Raw genomic sequence first — 17852 nt, forward strand, 5'->3', positions numbered from 1 at the left:
GCCGGCCGACCGCTCCCCGAGGAGCGGACGACCGGCCTCTACCGGATCGACCATTCTACGATGGTTCGCTCGTACCCGTTATCGGGCGTTGAAGTACTTGGCCTCCGGATGGTGGATGACGATCGCGTCCGTGGACTGCTCGGGGTGCAGCTGGAACTCCTCCGAGAGCTCCACCCCGATGCGCTCCGGCTGGAGCAGGTCGGCGATCTTCGCCCGGTCCTCGAGGTTCGGACAGGCTCCGTAGCCGAGCGAGAAGCGCGCCCCGCGGTACTTCAGGTCGAACATGTCGGTCATCGCCTCCGGGTCCTCCCCGGAGAAGCCCAGCTCGGAACGGACCCGGGCGTGCCAGTACTCCGCGAGGGCCTCGGCGAGCTGCACGGACAGGCCGTGCAGCTCCAGGTAGTCCCGGTAGGCGTCCGAGGCGAAGAGCTCCGCCGTCTTCTCCCCGATCCTGGACCCCACGGTGACGACCTGGAGCCCGACCACGTCCTGCTCGCCGGACTCCTCGGGACGGAAGAAGTCCGCCAGGCACAGCCGCCGCCCGCGCCGCTGACGGGGGAAGGTGAAGCGGGTGCGCTCACTGCCGTCCTCGTTCAGCAGGATCAGGTCGTCGCCCTTGGAGACGCAGGGGTAGTAGCCGTAGACGACGGCGGCTTCGAGGAGGTTCTCGGTGTGCAGCTTCTCCAGCCAGCCGCGCAGGCGGGGCCGGCCCTCCGACTCCACCAGCTCCTCGTAGCCGGGCCCGTCACCCTTGCGGGACTCCTTCAGCCCCCACTGGCCCTTGAAGAGCGCGCCCTCGTCGATCCACGACGCGTAGTCCTTGAGGCCGATGCCCTTGACCACGCGGCTCCCCCAGAACGGCGGGGAGGGCAGGGGGTTGTCGGTGGCGACGTCGGAGCGCACCGAACCGTCGTTGACCTCGGCCTCCGGTACCTCACCGGCGGCGGACGAGGGACGCTTGGGCACCCGGCGCTGCTTCAGCGGCGGCAGTTCCACGCCCGGGACGCCGCGCTTGACGCCGATCAGGGCGTCCATCAGGCGCAGGCCCTCGAAGGCGTCGCGGGCGTAGCGGACTTCGCCCTCGTAGATCTCGTGCAGGTCCTGCTCCACGTAGGCGCGGGTCAGGGCCGCACCGCCGAGGATGACGGGGAAGTCGGCGGCCATCTTGCGCTGGTTGAGCTCCTCCAGGTTCTCCTTCATGATCACCGTGGACTTCACCAGCAGGCCGGACATGCCGATGACGTCGGCCTTGTTCTCCTCGGCGGCGTCCAGGATCGCGCTGACGGGCTGCTTGATGCCCAGATTGACCACGTTGTAGCCGTTGTTGGAGAGGATGATGTCGACGAGGTTCTTGCCGATGTCGTGCACGTCTCCGCGCACGGTGGCCAGCACGATGGTGCCCTTGCCCTCGTCGTCGGACTTCTCCATGTGCGGTTCGAGATGGGCGACCGCCGTCTTCATCACCTCGGCGGACTGCAGCACGAACGGCAGCTGCATCTGGCCCGATCCGAAGAGTTCGCCGACGACCTTCATGCCCGCCAGCAGCGTGTCGTTGACGATGTCCAGTGCGGGACGCTCCTCCAGCGCCGCGTCCAGGTCCGCTTCGAGGCCGTTGCGTTCGCCGTCGATGATGCGCCGCTGCAGACGCTCGTCCAGGGGCAGCGCGGCCAGTTCTTCGGCCTTGCCGGCCTTCATCGCCTTGGTGTCGACGCCGTCGAAGAGCTCCAGCAGGTGCTGAAGGGGGTCGTAGCCCTCGCTGCGCCGGTCGTAGATGAGGTCCATGGCCGTCTTGACCTGTTCCTCCTCCAGCCGCGCGATCGGAAGGATCTTGCTGGCGTGGACGATCGCGGAGTCCAGGCCGGCCTTGACGCACTCGTCGAGGAACACGGAGTTGAGGACGATCCGCGCCGCCGGGTTGAGGCCGAAGGAGATGTTGGACAGGCCCAGCGTGGTCTGCACGTCCGGGTGACGCCGCTTGAGCTCCCGGATGGCCTCGATGGTGTTGATGCCGTCCTTGCGGGACTCCTCCTGGCCCGTGCAGATGGTGAACGTCAGGCAGTCGATGAGGATGCTCGACTCGGGGATGTTCCAGTTGGTGGTGAGGTCCTCGATGATCCGTTCGGCGATGGCGACCTTGTGCTCGGCCGTACGGGCCTGGCCCTCCTCGTCGATGGTCAGAGCCATCAGCGCCGCGCCGTGTTCGCGGGCGAGCGCCGAGACGCGGGCGAAGCGCGATTCGGGCCCGTCACCGTCCTCGTAGTTGACGGAGTTGATGACGGCGCGGCCGCCGAGCTTCTCCAACCCGGCCTGGATGACGTCCACTTCGGTGGAGTCCAGCACGATGGGCAGCGTGGACGACGTCGCGAAGCGCCCGGCCAGCTCCTTCATGTCCGCGACGCCGTCACGGCCCACGTAGTCGACGCACAGGTCGAGCATGTGGGCGCCTTCGCGGATCTGGTCGCGGGCCATCTCGACGCAGTCGTCCCAGCGGCCGTCCAGCATGGCCTCGCGGAACTTCTTGGAGCCGTTGGCGTTCGTACGCTCGCCGATCGCCAGGTACGAGGTGTCCTGCCGGAAGGGGACCAGCTGGTACAGGGAGGAGGCGCCGGGCTCCGGGGTCGGCGTGCGCGTGACGGGTTCCTTGCCGCGCACGCGCTCCACGAGCTGACGCAGGTGCTCGGGGGTCGTACCGCAGCAGCCGCCGACCAGGGAGAGGCCGTAGTCGCGGACGAACCCCTCGTGGGCGTCGCACAGCTCCTCGGGGGTCAGCGGGTAGTGCGCGCCGTCCTTGCCCAGCACCGGAAGACCGGCGTTGGGCATGCAGGAGATCGGCACCTGCGAGTGCTGCGCGAGGTAGCGCAGGTGCTCACTCATCTCGGCGGGTCCGGTGGCGCAGTTGAGGCCGATCACGTCGATGCCGAGCGGTTCGAGAGCGGTGAGGGCGGCTCCGATCTCGGAACCCAGCAGCATCGTGCCGGTGGTCTCGACCGTGACCGAGCAGATGAGCAGCAGGTCGTGCGCCCCGAGGGCGTCCATGGCCCTGCGGGCGCCGATGACGGCGGCCTTCGTCTGCAGCAGGTCCTGGGTCGTCTCCACCAGCAGCGCGTCGGCGCCACCGGCGATCATGCCCTCCGCGTTGCGCTGGTAGGCGTCGCGCAGCGTCGCGTACGGGGCGTGGCCCAGCGTCGGGAGTTTGGTGCCGGGGCCCATGGAGCCGAGCACCCAGCGGGGGCGGCCGTCCGCCTCGAACTCGTCGGCGACGTCGCGGGCGATGCGGGCGCCCTTCTCCGAGAGTTCGTAGACCCGCTCCGTGATCTCGTACTCGCCGAGCGCCGCGTGGTTGGCGCCGAACGTGTTGGTCTCGACGCAGTCGACACCGGCGGCGAAGTACTCCTCGTGGACCGAGCGGACGATGTCGGGCCGCGTGACGTTGAGGATCTCGTTGCAGCCTTCGAGCTGCTGGAAGTCGTCGAGGCTGGGGTCCTGCGCCTGGATCATCGTGCCCATCGCGCCATCGGCGACGATCACGCGCTCCGCGAGCGCCTTTCGCAGGGCGGCTGCCCGGGGGAAAGCGGAAGCGGGCGTACTGCTCGGCGAGGCCATGAAGGGTTCTCCCTAGGATGCGACGGCTGTCGGCTATGCGGGTCCGTCCACTCCGGAGAGGACGGCGCACCTGATCAGGGTATCGGGCGAGCACAAGAGCGCAGCCGGACATTCCGCACAGTGGACCGCTGGCGCGTGCGGAACGGCCTCCCTCGTACGAGCGACCGAGAAGGACCGGGCTACCGCAGCCGGAAATCAAGCGCTACCGTTCGGCATTGTCGAACCCGTATCAGAGCGGCTCATGGAGAGCAGGTCAGGGAGGTGCCAGATGGCCCGGACCATCCAGTCGCTCGAACGTGCGGCAGCTGTGCTCCGCGTCCTGGCGGGCGGAGAACGGCGGCTGGGCCTCTCCGACATCGCCGCGTCCATGGAACTGCCGAAGGCCACCGCGCACGGGCTGCTGCGCACTCTCCAGCAGGAGGGTTTCGTCGAACAGGACGGGGCGACGGGCAAGTACCAGCTGGGCGCCGAACTGCTGCGGCTGGGCACCAGCTATCTCGACGTCCACGAGTTGCGCTCACGCGCCCTGGTCTGGGCGGACGACCTGGCGCGTTCCAGTGGCGAGAGCGTCTACCTGGGCGTTCTGCACCAGCAGGGCGTGCTGATAGTGCATCACGTCTTCCGGCCCGACAACAGCCGTCAGGTGCTCGAGGTCGGCGTGATGCAGCCACTGCACAGCACGGCCCTCGGCAAGGTGCTGGCCGCCTTCGACCCGGTGGCTCACAGCGAGGCCGTGGACGGCGAGCGGCAGCGTTTCACGGAGCGTACGGTCACCGCCCTGGACGGCTTCGAGGACGTGCTGGAACTGACGCGGGCCCGCGGCTGGGCCGCCGACGTCGAGGAGACGTGGGAGGGCCTGGCGTCGATCGCCGCGCCGATCCGGGACCGCCGGCGGATGCCGGTGGGCGCGGTCGGTGTGACCGGCGCCGTGGAGCGGCTCTGCGAGGAGGTTCCGGTCGGGGCCGCGGCGGGCGCCGCCGGCCCGGGCACCGTGCCGGGCGCCGGGAACTCCGCGGGCGGGACGGGCGGGGAGGCCGAACTGCGTCCGCTGCTGGTCGCGGCCGTACGGGACTGTGCGCGGGCGGTCTCGCGCGACCTGGGCGCCCGGCGGTTCTGAGCCTCCCGGAGGTACGGGCGGACACGGCCGCACCGGGGCGGAGGAGCCCTGCGTGCCCGGGTCGCCGTACCTGTGCGAAAAGTGCACCGAAGAGACCTGAGTCACACCCCTTGACGGGACCTTCACCAGGGACAAAACTGCCCAGTCGGCGGTCGGCATTGTCGAACAGCGGACGGGACCGGCCCGCCCTCCCCATCTGGACAAGACAAAGGAGTCGCGGGTGTCCAGCTCCGACATCTTCTTCGGTGAAGTCATAGGCACGGCCTTGCTCATCCTGCTCGGTGGTGGCGTCTGCGCCGCCGTCACCTTCAAACGGTCCAAGGCGCACAACTCCGGCTGGATCGTCATCACCTTCGGCTGGGGCATGGCCGTCCTGACCGGCGGTTACGTGGCCGCGGGCGTCTCCGGCGCACACCTCAACCCGGCGGTCACCCTGGCCCTCGCCATCGAGGGCACGACCGAGTGGAGCGACGTCCCGCTCTACTTCGCCTCCGAACTGCTCGGCGCGATGATCGGCGCCGTGCTGGTGTGGCTGGCGTACTACGGCCAGTTCCACGCCGACCTCGCCGAACCGGCGATGGCGGAGCGCAAGGGCGAGAACCCCGGCCCCGTGCACGGCGTGTTCTTCACCTCCCCCGAGATACGCAACGCCGCGCAGAACCTGGCGACTGAGATCATCGGCACGTTCGTGCTGATCATCGCGATCCTCACGCAGGGCCTGAACAAGGGCGTCGGCCTCTCCGGCATCGGAGTGCTGCTGGTGGCGCTGGTCGTCCTCGGCATCGGCCTGTCGCTCGGCGGCCCCACGGGGTACGCCATCAACCCGGTCCGTGACTTCGGTCCCCGTATCGTCCACGCGCTGCTCCCCCTGCCGAACAAGGGCGGCTCCGACTGGTCCTACTCCTGGGTCCCGATCGTCGGTCCCCTCGTCGGCGCGGCGCTCGCCGCAGGCGTCCACCAGCTCGCCTTCGCCTGAGACCCAGCCCCGCTCCGCTCGCCGCCCGCTCCGTGACCCGGCCTCGCACGCGCAGGCCGGCAGTCACGGTCCGGGCGCAGAGCCCTTCCCACCGAACACCTTGGAGAGCAGGACATGAGCGACACCGACAACCAGTCCCCAGGCGCCTCCTCCCACGGCGAGGGCCCCTTCATCGCCGCCATCGACCAGGGCACCACCTCCAGCCGCTGCATCGTCTTCGACAAGGACGGCCGCATCGTCTCGGTCGACCAGAAGGAACACGAGCAGATCTTCCCGAAGCCCGGCTGGGTCGAGCACGACGCCTCGGAGATCTGGACCAACGTCCAGGAAGTGGTCATCGGCGCCCTGGACAAGGCGGGCATCACCAAGGCCGACGTGAAGGCCCTGGGCATCACCAACCAGCGTGAGACGACGCTGCTCTGGGACAAGGCCACCGGCGAGCCCGTGCACAACGCGCTGGTCTGGCAGGACACCCGCACCGACGCCCTGTGCCGCGAACTCGGCCGCAACGTGGGCCAGGACCGCTTCCGCCGCGAGACCGGTCTGCCGCTCGCCTCCTACTTCGCGGGCCCGAAGATCCGCTGGCTGCTCGACAACGTGGACGGCCTGCGCGAGCGCGCCGACCGCGGCGAACTGCTCTTCGGCACGATGGACTCCTGGGTCATCTGGAACCTCACCGGCGGTCCGGACGGCGGCCGGCACGTCACCGACGTGACCAACGCCTCCCGCACCATGCTGATGAACCTGCGGACCATGGCCTGGGACGAGAAGATCTGCGAGTCCATGGGCGTCCCGATGTCGGTGCTCCCGGAGATCCGCTCCTCCGCCGAGGTGTACGGAGAGGCGAAGGGCGCGCTCGCCGGCGTTCCCGTGGCGTCCGCCCTGGGCGACCAGCAGGCGGCCCTGTTCGGGCAGACCTGCTACTCCGAGGGCGAGGCGAAGTCCACGTACGGCACTGGCACGTTCCTGCTGCTCAACACCGGTCACGAGGCCGTCAACTCCTACAACGGGCTGCTGACGACCGTCGGTTACCAGATAGGCGACGACCGTCCCGTCTACGCCCTGGAAGGCGCCATCGCGGTCACCGGTTCGCTGGTGCAGTGGATGCGCGACCAGATGGGTCTGATCAACTCCGCGGCCGAGATCGAGACGCTCGCCAGCTCCGTGGACGACAACGGCGGCGCGTACTTCGTGCCCGCCTTCTCCGGCCTCTTCGCCCCGTACTGGCGTGACGACGCTCGCGGCGTCATCGCCGGCCTGACCCGGTACGTGACGAAGGCCCACCTCGCCCGAGCCGTGCTGGAGGCGACCGCCTGGCAGACCCGCGAGATCGTCGACGCGATGCAGAAGGACTCCGGCGTGGAGCTGACCGCGCTGAAGGTCGACGGCGGCATGACCTCCAACAACCTGCTCATGCAGACGATGTCGGACTTCCTCGACGCGCCCGTCGTCCGTCCGATGGTCGCCGAAACCACCTGCCTCGGCGCGGCGTACGCGGCAGGGCTCGCCGTCGGATTCTGGTCCGACACCGACGAGCTGCGCGCCAACTGGAAGCGGGCGGCCGAGTGGACGCCCAGCATGGACGCGGCCGACCGTGACCGCGAGTACAAGAACTGGCTCAAGGCCGTCCAGCGGACCATGGGCTGGATCGAAGAGGAGAACTGAACGACATGAACACCCTGCAGAGCGTCCCCACTCTCGGGACGCGCCCGGCTGCCGGCGGCAATCCGAGCCGCGCCGAGACCAGGGGGCTGCTCGCCAACGCGACGTACGACCTGCTCGTGATCGGCGGCGGCATCCTGGGGACCTCGGTGGCATGGCACGCCGCGCAGTCGGGTCTGCGGGTGGCGATGGTGGACGCCGGCGACTTCGCCGGCGCCACCTCCTCCGCCTCCTCCAAACTGGTCCACGGCGGCCTGCGTTATCTGCAGACCGGCGCGGTCAAGCTGGTGGCGGAGAATCACCACGAACGCCGGGTACTCGCGAAGGACGTCGCTCCGCACCTGGTCAACCCGCTCACCTTCTACCTGCCCGTCTACAAGGGCGGTCCGCACGGTGCGGCGAAGCTGGGTGCGGGCGTCTTCGCCTACAGCGCGCTCTCCGCGTTCGGCGACGGGGTGGGGCGCCTGATCTCCCCCTCGCGTGCCGCCGCCGACAATCCGGGGCTGCGCACGGAGAACCTCAAGGCGGTCGCCCTCTACCGCGACCACCAGATGAACGACTCCCGCATGGCCGTGATGACGGTGCGCGCCGCCGTCGACTCCGGTGCCGTGGTGCTCAACCACGCCGAGGTCGTGGGCCTGCGCCGCACCTGCGGCCGAGTCACCGGCGCCGAACTGCGCGACCGCACGGACGGCAGCGAGTTCGGGGTCGACGCCCGTCTGGTGCTCAACGCGACCGGTCCCTGGGTGGACCACCTGCGCAGGCTGGAGGACAAGGGCGCCGCGCCGAGTGTCCGGCTGTCCAAGGGCGCGCATCTGGTGCTGCGGCGCAAGTCGCCCTGGCGGGCGGCCATGGCCACACCCATCGACAAGTACCGCATCACGTTCGCGCTCCCCTGGGAGGACCAGCTGCTGCTGGGCACCACCGACGAGGCGTACGAGGGCGACCCCGCCGAAGTGGCGGCCACCGAGGCCGACATCCAGCAGATCCTCGACGAGGCCGCGTTCTCCGTGCGGGACGAGCACCTCTCCCGCGACCTGATCACGTACGCCTTCGCAGGGCTGCGCGTGCTGCCCGGCGGCCCCGGCGGGGTGACGGCCGCCAAACGGGAGACGGTGGTGAGCGAGGGCATCGGCGGGATGCTCTCGGTCGCGGGCGGCAAGTGGACGACGTACCGGCACATCGGCCGTGCCGTGATGAACAAACTGGCCAAGCTGCCGGGCGGTTCGCTCGCGCAGGACATGGAGCCCGTACGGGAACTGGTCCGGCGCACCCCGCTGCCCGGCATCAGCAACCCCAACGCCGTCGCACACCGGCTGCTGGTGGACCGGGAGCGCGAGCCCGGTCCGCGCATGGATCCGATGACGGCACGCCATCTGGCCACCCACTACGGCTCGCTGGCCTTCGACATCGCCCGGCTCGTGAACGAGGACCCGTCGCTGGGCGAACGCATCCACCCGGACGGACCGGAGATCTGGGCGCAGGTCGTCCACGCACGCGACCGGGAGTGGGCCGAGACCGTCGACGACGTGCTGCGGCGCCGCACCACCCTGACGATCCGCGGCCTGGACACCGACGACGTGCGCGAGCAGGTCGGCATGCTGCTGGCGCAGCGGCCCGACTGACACCCCGCCGGCCTCTCGGCGCCGTGCGCCCGTCGCTCTCCCGACGGGCGCACGGCGCCGAGTTCCTCCGGCTGAACGGGGGCCGTCCGCGCGGAGGGCCCCTCGGACGCGGAGCCCGACGAGATGTCGGAGGATCGTCGGCGGTAGGTCGGCGGGGTGTCCATGTCGTCGGCGAGCAGCCGCATCAGGTACGCCAAGGCTCCTGGGCTCCACGTTGCGGCCGCCGTCGGACAACTACCAGTCCGTGGTGGGGTGATGTCGGCGGCCGGGCCTCAGCGGCGGCAGGCTGCCAGCGCGGCCAGGGTGACCCCGACCAGTCGCGCCGTGGTGTCGGGGTCCAGGCGCTCGGCGGGCTGCCAGGGGGTCCGGGGGCGCAGGTAGGCCAGGCCCACCAGGCAGTCGGTGGCCAGTTCGATGTCGAGGTCGGCGGGGAGTTCGCCGCGCTCGACGGCGCGGTGCAGGAGCTGCCCGGCCGCCGCGCGACGGGGCTCCTCGGCGGTGGCGCGCATCGCCTCAGCCAGTCGCGGGTTGCGGGTGGCCTCGGCCGTCAGGTCGGTGAGGATGCGTACCGCGCGCAGGTCCGCCCGCAGGGCGGAGGTGTGCTGCACGAAGCCGGCGACGTCGGTGCGCAGGGTGCCGGTGTCGGGCAGCGGGACGGTCTGGTTGGCGAGGTCGCGGACGACGTCCAGCACCATGGGCTCTTTTGATGGCCAGCGGCGGTAGATGGCGGCCTTGCCGACGCCGGCGCGGCGGGCGACGGCTTCCATGGACATGCGGGTGTAGCCGACCTCGGCCAGCTCGGCGAGAGCCGCTTGGGCGATCGCGCCGGTGACCTCTTCGCGGAGCACCGCCGCGCCGGCCGGTCTGCGCCCGGGGGCTGGAGTGGCGTCGGGCATGGGCGCATCCTCCACCAGAGACGGAACGGTTGCGTTCCATCGTAGCCCCGGCTACCGTCGGGCAGGGACGGAACGCCACCGTTCCGTTCTTACGTCTGTCCCGCTTGCTTGTGGAGATGCGGATGACCGAGTCCACGGACGTCCTGGTGGTCGGGGCCGGACCTGCCGGCCTCGCGCTGGCCTGCGGCCTGCGTCTGCAAGGGGTGGCGGTCCGGGTCGTGGACCAGGCGTCAGGCCCGGCCACCACGTCGCGGGCGAACATCCTGCACGCCCGCGGCGTCGAAGTCCTCGACCGGCTGGGAGCACTGGGCGACCTGCCCGACCGCTCAGCCCCAGCCCTCGTCCTCACTACGCACATCGCGGGGCGACCGGCGATGAAGATCCACTTTGGAGACGCCGGCCTCGGCACCCCGCGCCCGGCGCTGGTGTTGCCCCAGACCGCCGTCGAGGCCCAGTTGCGGGACCGCCTGGCCGAGCTGGGCGGCACGGTGGAATGGGACACTGCGGTCACCGGCGCCGCCCAGGACGACCAGGGGATCACTGCGGCCCTGAGCAGCGGGGAAACCGTGCGGGCCGGGTGGCTGGCCGGCTGCGACGGCGCCCACAGCCTGGTGCGCAAGCTCGCCGGCATCCGGTTCCCAGGTGCCCCGTTGACCGACTCCTGGCTTCTGGCCGACGCGCACGCGGACTTCGACCTTCCCCGCGTCGGCGGGCACGGCTGGGCACACCCGGACGGACCGCTGTTCGCCATGCCCATGCCCGATCACCCCGGCGCTGAAGGCGGCAGCCTGTGGCGGCTGATGGCCTACCTGCCGGGTGCCAAGGACGAGAAGCTCACCGGAGACGAGATCCTCAACCGGTTCCGCCACCTGGCGTCCGAGCGAGCGGGCCTCCCCGGTGAGCGGATCAGGGACGCGAACTGGGCCTCGGTCTTCCGCGTCCACCGCCGCCTGGCCGAAACCTATCGACAGGGTCGGACCCTACTGGCCGGCGACGCGGCGCACATCCACAGCCCCGCCGGCGGACAGGGCATGGTCACCGGGATCGGAGACGCGGAAAACCTCGCCTGGAAGCTCGCCCTGGTCGTCCAGGGCCACGCCGGCAGGGCGCTTCTGGACACCTACCAGGCCGAACGCCGCCCGCTGGCCACCGAGGTGCTCCGCAACACCAGCGCCGTCGCCCGGCTGCAGATCGGCAACAGTGGGCTGGTGCGCCAGCTGGTCAGGTGGGTGCTGGTGCCCATCTTCAGCCGGCCGGCGGTGCAGCGCCAGGGAACCCTGGTCGCCTCCCAGCTTTCGGTGAGCTACCGCCGGGGCCCGCTGGCCGACCGCGGAAGGTGGCCGGGCCGCCGCCCACGACCCGGCGACCGGGTGCCCGATTGGGCCTGCCGGCATCCGCATGGTGGCACCACCCGGCTGCACGCCGAACTGGGCGGGCGCTGGGTGCTGCTGGGCGACGACGACACAGCGACCGCCTGCCTGCCGGCTGTGCGCAGTCGGCTGGCGGACCGCATCACGGCCCTGACCGCAGCCGACACCGAAGCCGGCAGCGAGGGGCCGCGCATGAAGGGCGAGGTATGGCTGATCCGCCCGGACGCGCATCTGGCGTGGCGCGGCCGACCTGGCACCGCCGCTCTCGGGCGCTGGCTGGAGGGTGCGTTGCAGCACGGGCGAGTGCGAGCGTGATCGATCGGGGTGCGTGCCCCGGTCGGTCAGCCGGCGTCAAGGGCGATGCACGAGAAGACCACCAGCCGCAGCACCGAGCACAGTCTGTCCGCCAACTGCTCCCGGCGCACTGGCGGTTCATGCGACCACCGCTCGGTCTGGAAGACCCCGTACGGCGTCGGGTGTGAAGACCGGCTCGGCCTCGACACCCGTACCGACTGTTCGTGAGCAGTTGTTCCAGGACCAGAGTCGTTCCTGTCGTACCGCCAGGTCGCGCCCGGCACGCTGGAACCCCGGGGCAGGTTCAAGCCCCGGGCCGGTCCCGTGCTCGTGCCCGGCCCATGGGAACGGCAGCCACCGGTATCCGACGTGCCGGATGTCCGTGGCCGGCCCCCGCGTTCACGCCGAGGGCTTGATCCAGACCGCCGTGTCCGGTGCGAGCACGCCACCCCCCTCAGGGCTGTCGCTGGCCACCGGCAGAGATGCCCCGGCGGGCAGGGGCAGCGGACGGTCGCCCAGATTGACGCGGCACTCGAACGCTCCGCCCCGGCGGAAGGCAAGCCCCCCTTCCCCCGCCGGCAGCCACTCCAGTTCGCCGCTCCCCCGTACGTCCCTGCGCAGCCTCAGCGCGGTGCGGTACAGCTCCAGGAAGGAGCGCGGATCGCCGGACTGCGGTGCTGCCGAGTACTCGCCCCAGCCTTTCGGCTGCGGCAGCCAGCCGCCTCCCGGCCCGAAACCGTACGAGGGCCCCTCCTCCTGCCAGGGCAGCGGAACGCGGCAGCGCCAGGGCGTGTCCAGGCGCCGGCTGGAGGGTTTCCGTTCCGCCATGGGCGAACGCGGACTCACCGTCGCCCCGGACGCCGTCGTCTCCGGACCCTGGGGCATCGACGGCGGAGCCAGGGCGATGGGCGAGTTGCTGGTCGCTGCGCAGTCCGCCGACCGCTGTCTTCGCGGAGGCGGACGACGTTGCTGTCGAGGCGCCGCGTACGCTGCGGCGCTCAGGTGTGGAGGTACCGGCGGGCATCTCGGTGGTCGGCTTCGACGACAGCCCCGTCGCCGAGCTGCTGGGCCTGACGACGATCGGCCAGTCCGTCCGCGAACAGGGCCTGACCGCGGGCCGGTTGCTGCTGGAGACCGTGCAGCGGAGCAGGTCCGGGAAGCCCCACGTCCAGCTGGAAACGCGTCTGGTCACCCGCGGGACGAGCAGTGCACCGGGCGGTGTGCCACCCGGTGCGTGAGCGCCGCAGGGGCCGACGGCTGCGCGGCGGCATCGCGGCGCGTGGCCGGCGCAGCGCGTGACGTGTGCGTGACCTGCTCTGGTCAGGCACTTGAAGGGCGGCCAGGACTGCGGCGGTCGCCTGCACACGCCGTAGGCTGGTTGCCGCACGGAACTGGATCGGCTGCCGGGCAGGGAGCAGGTGCTCCGTCCCGGCCGGAAGGAGGCGCTGGGTGATCGAGCTCGAGGGAGTTCCCGAGCTGGTCGACCCGGTCATGGTGGCCGCGTTCGAAGGCTGGAACGACGCCGGCGACGCCGCCTCCACCGCGGTCGGGCACCTGGAGAAGGAGTGGAAGGGCGAGGTCTTCGCCGCGCTCGACGCCGAGGACTACTACGACTTCCAGGTCAACAGGCCGCACGTGTGGCTCGACGGCGGCGTCCGCAAGGTCACCTGGCCGACGACGCGGCTCTCGGTGGTACGGATCGACAACGCCGGCGGCAAGGGCGGCCCCCGCGACCTGGTGCTCGTACGGGGCATCGAGCCGAGCATGCGCTGGCGTTCCTTCTGCAACGAGATCCTGGGCTTCGCGCACGAGTTGGGTGTGGAGATGGTGGTCGTGCTGGGCGCGCTGCTCGGCGACACCCCGCACAGCCGTCCGGTGCCGGTGACGGGCATGACGTCCGACCCGGATCTGGCACGCACGATGAGCCTGGAGGAGTCGCGTTACGAGGGCCCCACCGGGATCGTCGGCATCCTCCAGGAGGCGTGCACCCACGCCGGGGTGCCGGCGGTGAGCCTGTGGGCCTCCGTCCCGCACTACGTCTCCCAGCCCCCCAACCCGAAGGCGACGCTGGCGCTCCTCAACCGGCTGGAGGACCTGCTGGAGCTGAGCGTGCCGCTCGGCGACCTGCCGGAGGACGCCCGTGCCTGGCAGCTGGGCGTGGACCAGCTGGCCGCGGAGGACAGCGAGGTCGCGGAGTACGTGCAGTCGCTGGAGGAGGCCCGGGACACCGCCGACCTGCCCGAAGCGTCGGGGGAAGCCATCGCCAAGGAGTTCGAGCGCTATCTGCGGCGGCGCGACGACGGCCCCGCGGGCGGCGGGGCGGCCGACAACGCCCGTGAGTCCGGGGCGAGTTCGTACAGGCGCGGTACGGGCGGGGGAGGGACGCGACGCTCGAAGCCCTCCACGAAGGAGGACAGGTCCGGCGACGAGGACAGCAGCGGCACGGACGGCAGCGAGCGCGCCGGCGACGGGGACGGCGGCACGGAGGACGAGGCCCCACGGAACGGTGCGAGCGCCGAGCACCGGGACACCCCGGAGGGCGACGAGAGCCGGGAGGGCCAGGACCAGCCCGGGACCGGAAAGGGCACAGGCACCTCCGGCGGGAGCAGCAGGAACACCCGGAGCACCCGCAGCAGCGGGACGGCGGGCCGCGCGGGCCCGAAGGGCAGGAAGAGCACGCGGAGCACCCGGAGCGCCAAGAACGCCAAGAGCACGGACGGCGCGGAGGACGGCAAGGCGGCCGGGAAGAAGTCCGAGGACGCGGAGCCGGCGGAGAGCGAAGGCGACGGCGGTACGGCCGACGAGAAGCCGAAGAAGCGGGCGCCGAGGAAACAGACGCCCAAGAAGCAGACGGCCAAGAAGGAAGCGCCGAAGAAGCAGGCACCCAAGAAGCAGGCACCCAAGAAGCAGACGCCCAGGAAGCGGAAGCCCTCCTCGCAGGACGAGCCCGGCGAGGACTCCGGCGAGAAGTGACCGACGGAGTCCGGCTCCGTCGCCGGAGGCCGCGCCTGCCTGCCGCGACACAGCGGCGCAGCAGCGGCAGCAGCGGCAGCAGCGAGAAGTAAGAACGAAGCCGAAGGGCCGGACCGCGTCGACAGTGCGGTCCGGCCCTTCGGCCGGCGTCTGTGAACTCCCTTGTGCTGCCGCGCAGTTGCGGGAGCCGCTACAGGGCGACTCCCAGGAGCGCGTCGACCGCCCGCGAGGCCAGACCGGGCGCACCCGTGTCCGTGCCGCCGCCGGATTCCTGTGCCGCCGCCCACCGGTCGACGGCGGCCAGGGCGGCCGGCGAGTTCAAGTCGTCCGCCAGGGCGGCCCGTACCTCCTCCACCATGGTTCCGGCGGGCGGTCCGTCCGGCCGTGAGACAGCGGCGCGCCACCGGGCGAGCCGGGAGCGGGCCTCGTCGAGCACCTCTTCCCTGTACTCCCAGTCCTCCCGGTAGTGGCGCGAGAGCAGGACGAGCCGGATCGCGGCGGGGTCGACGCCGTCGCGGCGCAGCTGTGAGACGAAGACGAGATTGCCCTTCGACTTCGACATCTTCTCGCCGTCCAGACCGACCATTCCGGCGTGCACGTACGTCTGCGCGAAGGGGTGCTCGCCGGTGAGCGCCTGGGCGTGCGAGGCGCCCATCTCGTGGTGCGGGAAGGCCAGATCGCTGCCTCCGCCCTGTACGTCGAAGCCCATCCCCAGGTGCTCCAGAGCGATGGCCACGCACTCGATGTGCCAGCCGGGACGTCCCGGGCCGAGTGAGGCTCCGTCCCACCGGGGCTCGCCGTCGCGGGCCCCGCGCCAGAGCATCGGGTCCAGCGGGCACTTCTTGCCCGGCCGCTCGGGGTCGCCGCCACGCTCGGCGGACAGCAGCCGCATGGTCTCGGCGTCGAGTCGCGAGACCTCGCCGAAGTGGGCGTCCGCGTCGACGGAGAAGTAGACGTCGCCGTCCAGTTCGTACGCCGCGCCCTGCTCCAGCAGCTTCTCGACCATCGGCACGATGCGCGGAATCGATTCGACAGCTCCGACGAAGTTCCTCGGCGGCAGCATCCGCAAGGCCGTCATGTCCTCACGGAAGAGGGCGGTCTCACGCTCCGCGAGCGCCGTCCAGTCCTCGCCGGTGACACCGGCCCGCTCCAGCAGTGGATCGTCGATGTCGGTGACGTTCTGGATGTAGTGCACCTGCCGCTTGGTGTCGAGCCACACGCGCTGTACGAGGTCGAAGGCGTTGTACGTCGCCGCGTGCCCCAGGTGTGTGGCGTCGTAGGGCGTGATGCCGCAGACGTAGATGCGGGCGACGGGACCCGGGGCGAGGGTCACCCGCCCGCCGGTCGCGGTGTCGTGGATCTCCAGGTCGCGGCCCTGACCAGGCAGGGCGGGGACCTCGGGAGCGGGCCAGGCATGCATTCCACGAGCCTAACCCGGACAGCCGTTCGGCATCTCGGGCGGACGGGGACGAGAGATGAGCAAGTTGCGTGAATGGCTTGATACACGGCCTTGACGGCGGGTCGGGTGCGGTTGCGGGGTATCGCGCCCTTGTCTCCTGCCTGCCGGTGCCCCGTCACTGCCCCGCCGTTGCTCTCCCCCTGCGCCTACGGACCCTCGCTGCACGCCGCTCGACTCCGCCCAAGGCGCACAGCACCGCCCGCCGGAGTGGAACCTGGAACCGGACTCGGCGGGCGGAAGGCCCTACACGGGCGGCCAGGGAATCGCGGGCCAGTCGCCACCGGGCAGCGGGTGCCGTCCGGACTTGCGCAGCGCGTTGACCCGCTTGCGCAGGGCGTCGAGTTCCCCGGGGGTGATGAGTTCGGACAGCCGGGCAGTGAGCGGGGTGCCCTCGGCCAGCTCCGCGGCCAGTTCACGCAGTGCCGCGACGGCTTCCGCCGTGAGCTGCTCGCCAGCCCACCCCCACAGCAGAGTGCGCAGCTTGCCGTCCACGTGGAAGGTGACGCCGTGATCGATGGCGTACAGCCGGCCCCCGGGGACGGGCAGGAGATGGCCGCCCTTCCGGTCCGCATTGTTGATCACGGCGTCGACGACGGCGAGCCGCCGCAACCGTGCGTCATCGGCATGCACCAGCAGTGCAGGGCGTACACCGCCGGTGTCCACGTGGCCGACGGTCTTCCAGCCCGCGCCCGGCTCGTCACCCTCGACCACGGCGAGCAGGTCTCCGAGCCCCTCGCCCGCGGAGGCGTCCGCGTCCTCCCCCACGTCCCCGGCGTCCTCGGGGACTCCGGTGTCGCGGGAGGCTTCGGGCGCCCGGGCCGCCCCGTCACCGGAACCGTCACCGGAACCGCCGCCGGAGCCGTCAGCGGGTTCGTCGGCGGGTTCGTCGTCCGTGCCGGGCAGCGGCCCCACCCATGCCTGGCACATTCCCTGTCCGTGGGGCCCCTCGCGCAGGACCGTGGCGGGGATCAGGTCCCAGCCGACGGCACGGGAGATCTCGTACGCCGCCACCTCGCGCTGCGCGAGAGTGCCGTCGGGGAAGTCCCACAGCGGACGTTCGCCCGCCACCGGCTTGTACACGCACGGCACGCTGCGGCCTTCGTGTTCGACCGCTCCGAAGAGCACGGCGTTGGAGGCTTCCCGGATCCGTCCCAGCACCGTCAGCGAGCCGCGCTCCAGGTGGCGGCGCGTCTCGTCGTCCGCCGGCGAACCGGACGGCCGGCCCGGCCGTGACGGAGAAGCGGATTCGGCCTGCTTGCTCATTCGCCCCGCCGGTAGCCGTTCTGCCGCGGGCACACGTGCCCTTCCGGGTCGAGCGGCAGGCTGCACAGCGGGCACGGCGGACGACCCGCGTTGACCACCTCGAGAGCCCGCTTGGCGAAGGAGCGGGCCATGGCTCCGTCGAGCCGCACCCGGAGCATCGGGGGGCCGTTCTCGTCGTCCTGGAGCAGGCGTTCCTCGGCGTCGGCGAGGTCTTCGTCGGAGTCGGCCTCCAGCTCGACGATGGCCTGCGCCTCCACGACCATCCGCTCGCCGTCGCCGTCCCAGGCCAGTGCCATGGTCCCGACGCGGAACTCCTCCTCGACGGGTGTCTCCAGCGGCTCCTTGTCGTCGATCTCGGAGGGAGCCACGGCCGGCACGGGTGCGTTGCCGCCGGAGCGCCGCACCACTTCGTCCAGCAGTTCGTCGATCCGCTCGGCCAGTGCCTCGACTTGAGCCTTCTCCAGCGCGACGCTCGTCGTACGGCCCGAAGCCGAGGCCTGGAGGTAGAAGGTGCGCCGTCCTGGCAGCCCGACCGTACCGGCGATGAATCGGTCCGGAGGGTCGTAGAGGAACACCTGACGGGACACGTCCTGCTCCGTTGTCGTCGACGTCTA

Annotated in this window: 10 protein-coding genes and 4 pseudogenes; 8 read left to right on the forward strand and 6 right to left on the reverse strand. The window is 71.1% G+C overall.

Annotated elements, in window-relative coordinates; translation table 11 throughout:
• Positions 1-78: 78 nt before the first annotated feature.
• Positions 79-3603, reverse strand: coding sequence for a methionine synthase (gene metH, locus ACFPA8_RS22215; protein WP_386451189.1), 3525 nt, complete (start codon positions 3601-3603; stop codon positions 79-81).
• 268 nt (positions 3604-3871) lie between these two features.
• On the opposite strand from metH, the pseudogene ACFPA8_RS22220 reads away from it, so the two are divergent.
• The 5 genes and pseudogenes from ACFPA8_RS22220 to ACFPA8_RS22240 all read left to right on the forward strand — a co-directional run.
• A pseudogene (locus ACFPA8_RS22220) lies at positions 3872-4543 on the forward strand (IclR family transcriptional regulator); the annotation flags it as partial.
• 93 nt (positions 4544-4636) lie between these two features.
• Positions 4637-4720, forward strand: a pseudogene (locus ACFPA8_RS22225) (IclR family transcriptional regulator); the annotation flags it as partial.
• 220 nt (positions 4721-4940) lie between these two features.
• A complete protein-coding gene (locus ACFPA8_RS22230) occupies positions 4941-5696 on the forward strand; it encodes an MIP/aquaporin family protein (protein ID WP_386451190.1) in 756 nt (251 codons plus the stop codon).
• A gap of 114 nt (positions 5697-5810) precedes the next feature.
• Positions 5811-7361 (forward strand): glycerol kinase GlpK, encoded by a 1551-nt coding sequence (gene glpK / locus ACFPA8_RS22235; protein WP_386451191.1) that lies wholly within the window; start codon positions 5811-5813, stop codon positions 7359-7361.
• Positions 7362-7366: 5 nt separating this feature from the next.
• Entirely contained in the window at positions 7367-8983 is a 1617-nt protein-coding gene (locus ACFPA8_RS22240) for a glycerol-3-phosphate dehydrogenase/oxidase (protein ID WP_386451192.1), read from the forward strand.
• Between the two features lie 272 nt (positions 8984-9255).
• Here ACFPA8_RS22240 and ACFPA8_RS22245 read toward each other — a convergent pair whose 3' ends face one another.
• Entirely contained in the window at positions 9256-9879 is a 624-nt protein-coding gene (locus tag ACFPA8_RS22245; RefSeq protein WP_386451193.1) for a TetR/AcrR family transcriptional regulator, read from the reverse strand.
• A 122-nt stretch (positions 9880-10001) separates the two neighbouring features.
• Here ACFPA8_RS22245 and ACFPA8_RS22250 point away from each other — a divergent pair, with 122 nt between their 5' ends.
• Positions 10002-11564, forward strand: coding sequence for an FAD-dependent monooxygenase (locus ACFPA8_RS22250; RefSeq protein WP_386451194.1), 1563 nt, complete (start codon positions 10002-10004; stop codon positions 11562-11564).
• A 378-nt stretch (positions 11565-11942) separates the two neighbouring features.
• On the opposite strand, the gene ACFPA8_RS22255 is transcribed toward ACFPA8_RS22250, so the two are convergent.
• On the reverse strand, positions 11943-12371 hold the full coding sequence (locus ACFPA8_RS22255) for a DUF3459 domain-containing protein (protein WP_386451195.1): 429 nt from the start codon (positions 12369-12371) through the stop codon (positions 11943-11945).
• Between the two features lie 59 nt (positions 12372-12430).
• Between ACFPA8_RS22255 and ACFPA8_RS22260 the strand changes: the two are divergent.
• Both ACFPA8_RS22260 and ACFPA8_RS22265 read left to right on the forward strand, forming a co-directional pair.
• A pseudogene (locus tag ACFPA8_RS22260) lies at positions 12431-12781 on the forward strand (substrate-binding domain-containing protein); the annotation flags it as partial.
• A 211-nt stretch (positions 12782-12992) separates the two neighbouring features.
• A pseudogene (locus tag ACFPA8_RS22265) lies at positions 12993-13872 on the forward strand (PAC2 family protein); the annotation flags it as partial.
• A gap of 834 nt (positions 13873-14706) precedes the next feature.
• On the opposite strand, the gene mshC reads toward ACFPA8_RS22265, so the two are convergent.
• The 3 genes from mshC to ACFPA8_RS22280 all read right to left on the reverse strand — a co-directional run bounded on the left by mshC (position 14707) and on the right by ACFPA8_RS22280 (position 17825).
• Positions 14707-15936, reverse strand: coding sequence for a cysteine--1-D-myo-inosityl 2-amino-2-deoxy-alpha-D-glucopyranoside ligase (mshC, locus tag ACFPA8_RS22270; RefSeq protein WP_386451196.1), 1230 nt, complete (start codon positions 15934-15936; stop codon positions 14707-14709).
• Positions 15937-16218: 282 nt separating this feature from the next.
• Entirely contained in the window at positions 16219-17238 is a 1020-nt protein-coding gene (locus tag ACFPA8_RS22275) for an SCO1664 family protein (RefSeq protein ID WP_386451197.1), read from the reverse strand.
• Entirely contained in the window at positions 17235-17825 is a 591-nt protein-coding gene (locus ACFPA8_RS22280; RefSeq protein WP_386451198.1) for a DUF3090 domain-containing protein, read from the reverse strand. Before ACFPA8_RS22280 ends, ACFPA8_RS22275 begins: the two co-directional genes overlap by 4 nt.
• Positions 17826-17852 lie beyond the last annotated feature (27 nt).

The organism is Streptomyces ovatisporus, assembly GCF_042653885.1.
GTDB classification, from domain to species: domain Bacteria; phylum Actinomycetota; class Actinomycetes; order Streptomycetales; family Streptomycetaceae; genus Streptomyces; species Streptomyces ovatisporus.

What these genes read in the sequence shown, in the direction of transcription:
- ACFPA8_RS22245 (WP_386451193.1), bottom strand. Translation starts at nt 9,879, where the DNA reads ATGCCCGACGCCACTCCAGCCCCCGGGCGCAGACCGGCCGGCGCGGCG.
- glpK (WP_386451191.1), top strand. Translation starts at nt 5,811, where the DNA reads ATGAGCGACACCGACAACCAGTCCCCAGGCGCCTCCTCCCACGGCGAG.
- mshC (WP_386451196.1), bottom strand. Translation starts at nt 15,936, where the DNA reads ATGCATGCCTGGCCCGCTCCCGAGGTCCCCGCCCTGCCTGGTCAGGGC.
- metH (WP_386451189.1), bottom strand. Translation starts at nt 3,603, where the DNA reads ATGGCCTCGCCGAGCAGTACGCCCGCTTCCGCTTTCCCCCGGGCAGCC.
- ACFPA8_RS22250 (WP_386451194.1), top strand. Translation starts at nt 10,002, where the DNA reads ATGACCGAGTCCACGGACGTCCTGGTGGTCGGGGCCGGACCTGCCGGC.
- ACFPA8_RS22275 (WP_386451197.1), bottom strand. Translation starts at nt 17,238, where the DNA reads ATGAGCAAGCAGGCCGAATCCGCTTCTCCGTCACGGCCGGGCCGGCCG.
- ACFPA8_RS22240 (WP_386451192.1), top strand. Translation starts at nt 7,367, where the DNA reads ATGAACACCCTGCAGAGCGTCCCCACTCTCGGGACGCGCCCGGCTGCC.
- ACFPA8_RS22255 (WP_386451195.1), bottom strand. Translation starts at nt 12,371, where the DNA reads ATGGCGGAACGGAAACCCTCCAGCCGGCGCCTGGACACGCCCTGGCGC.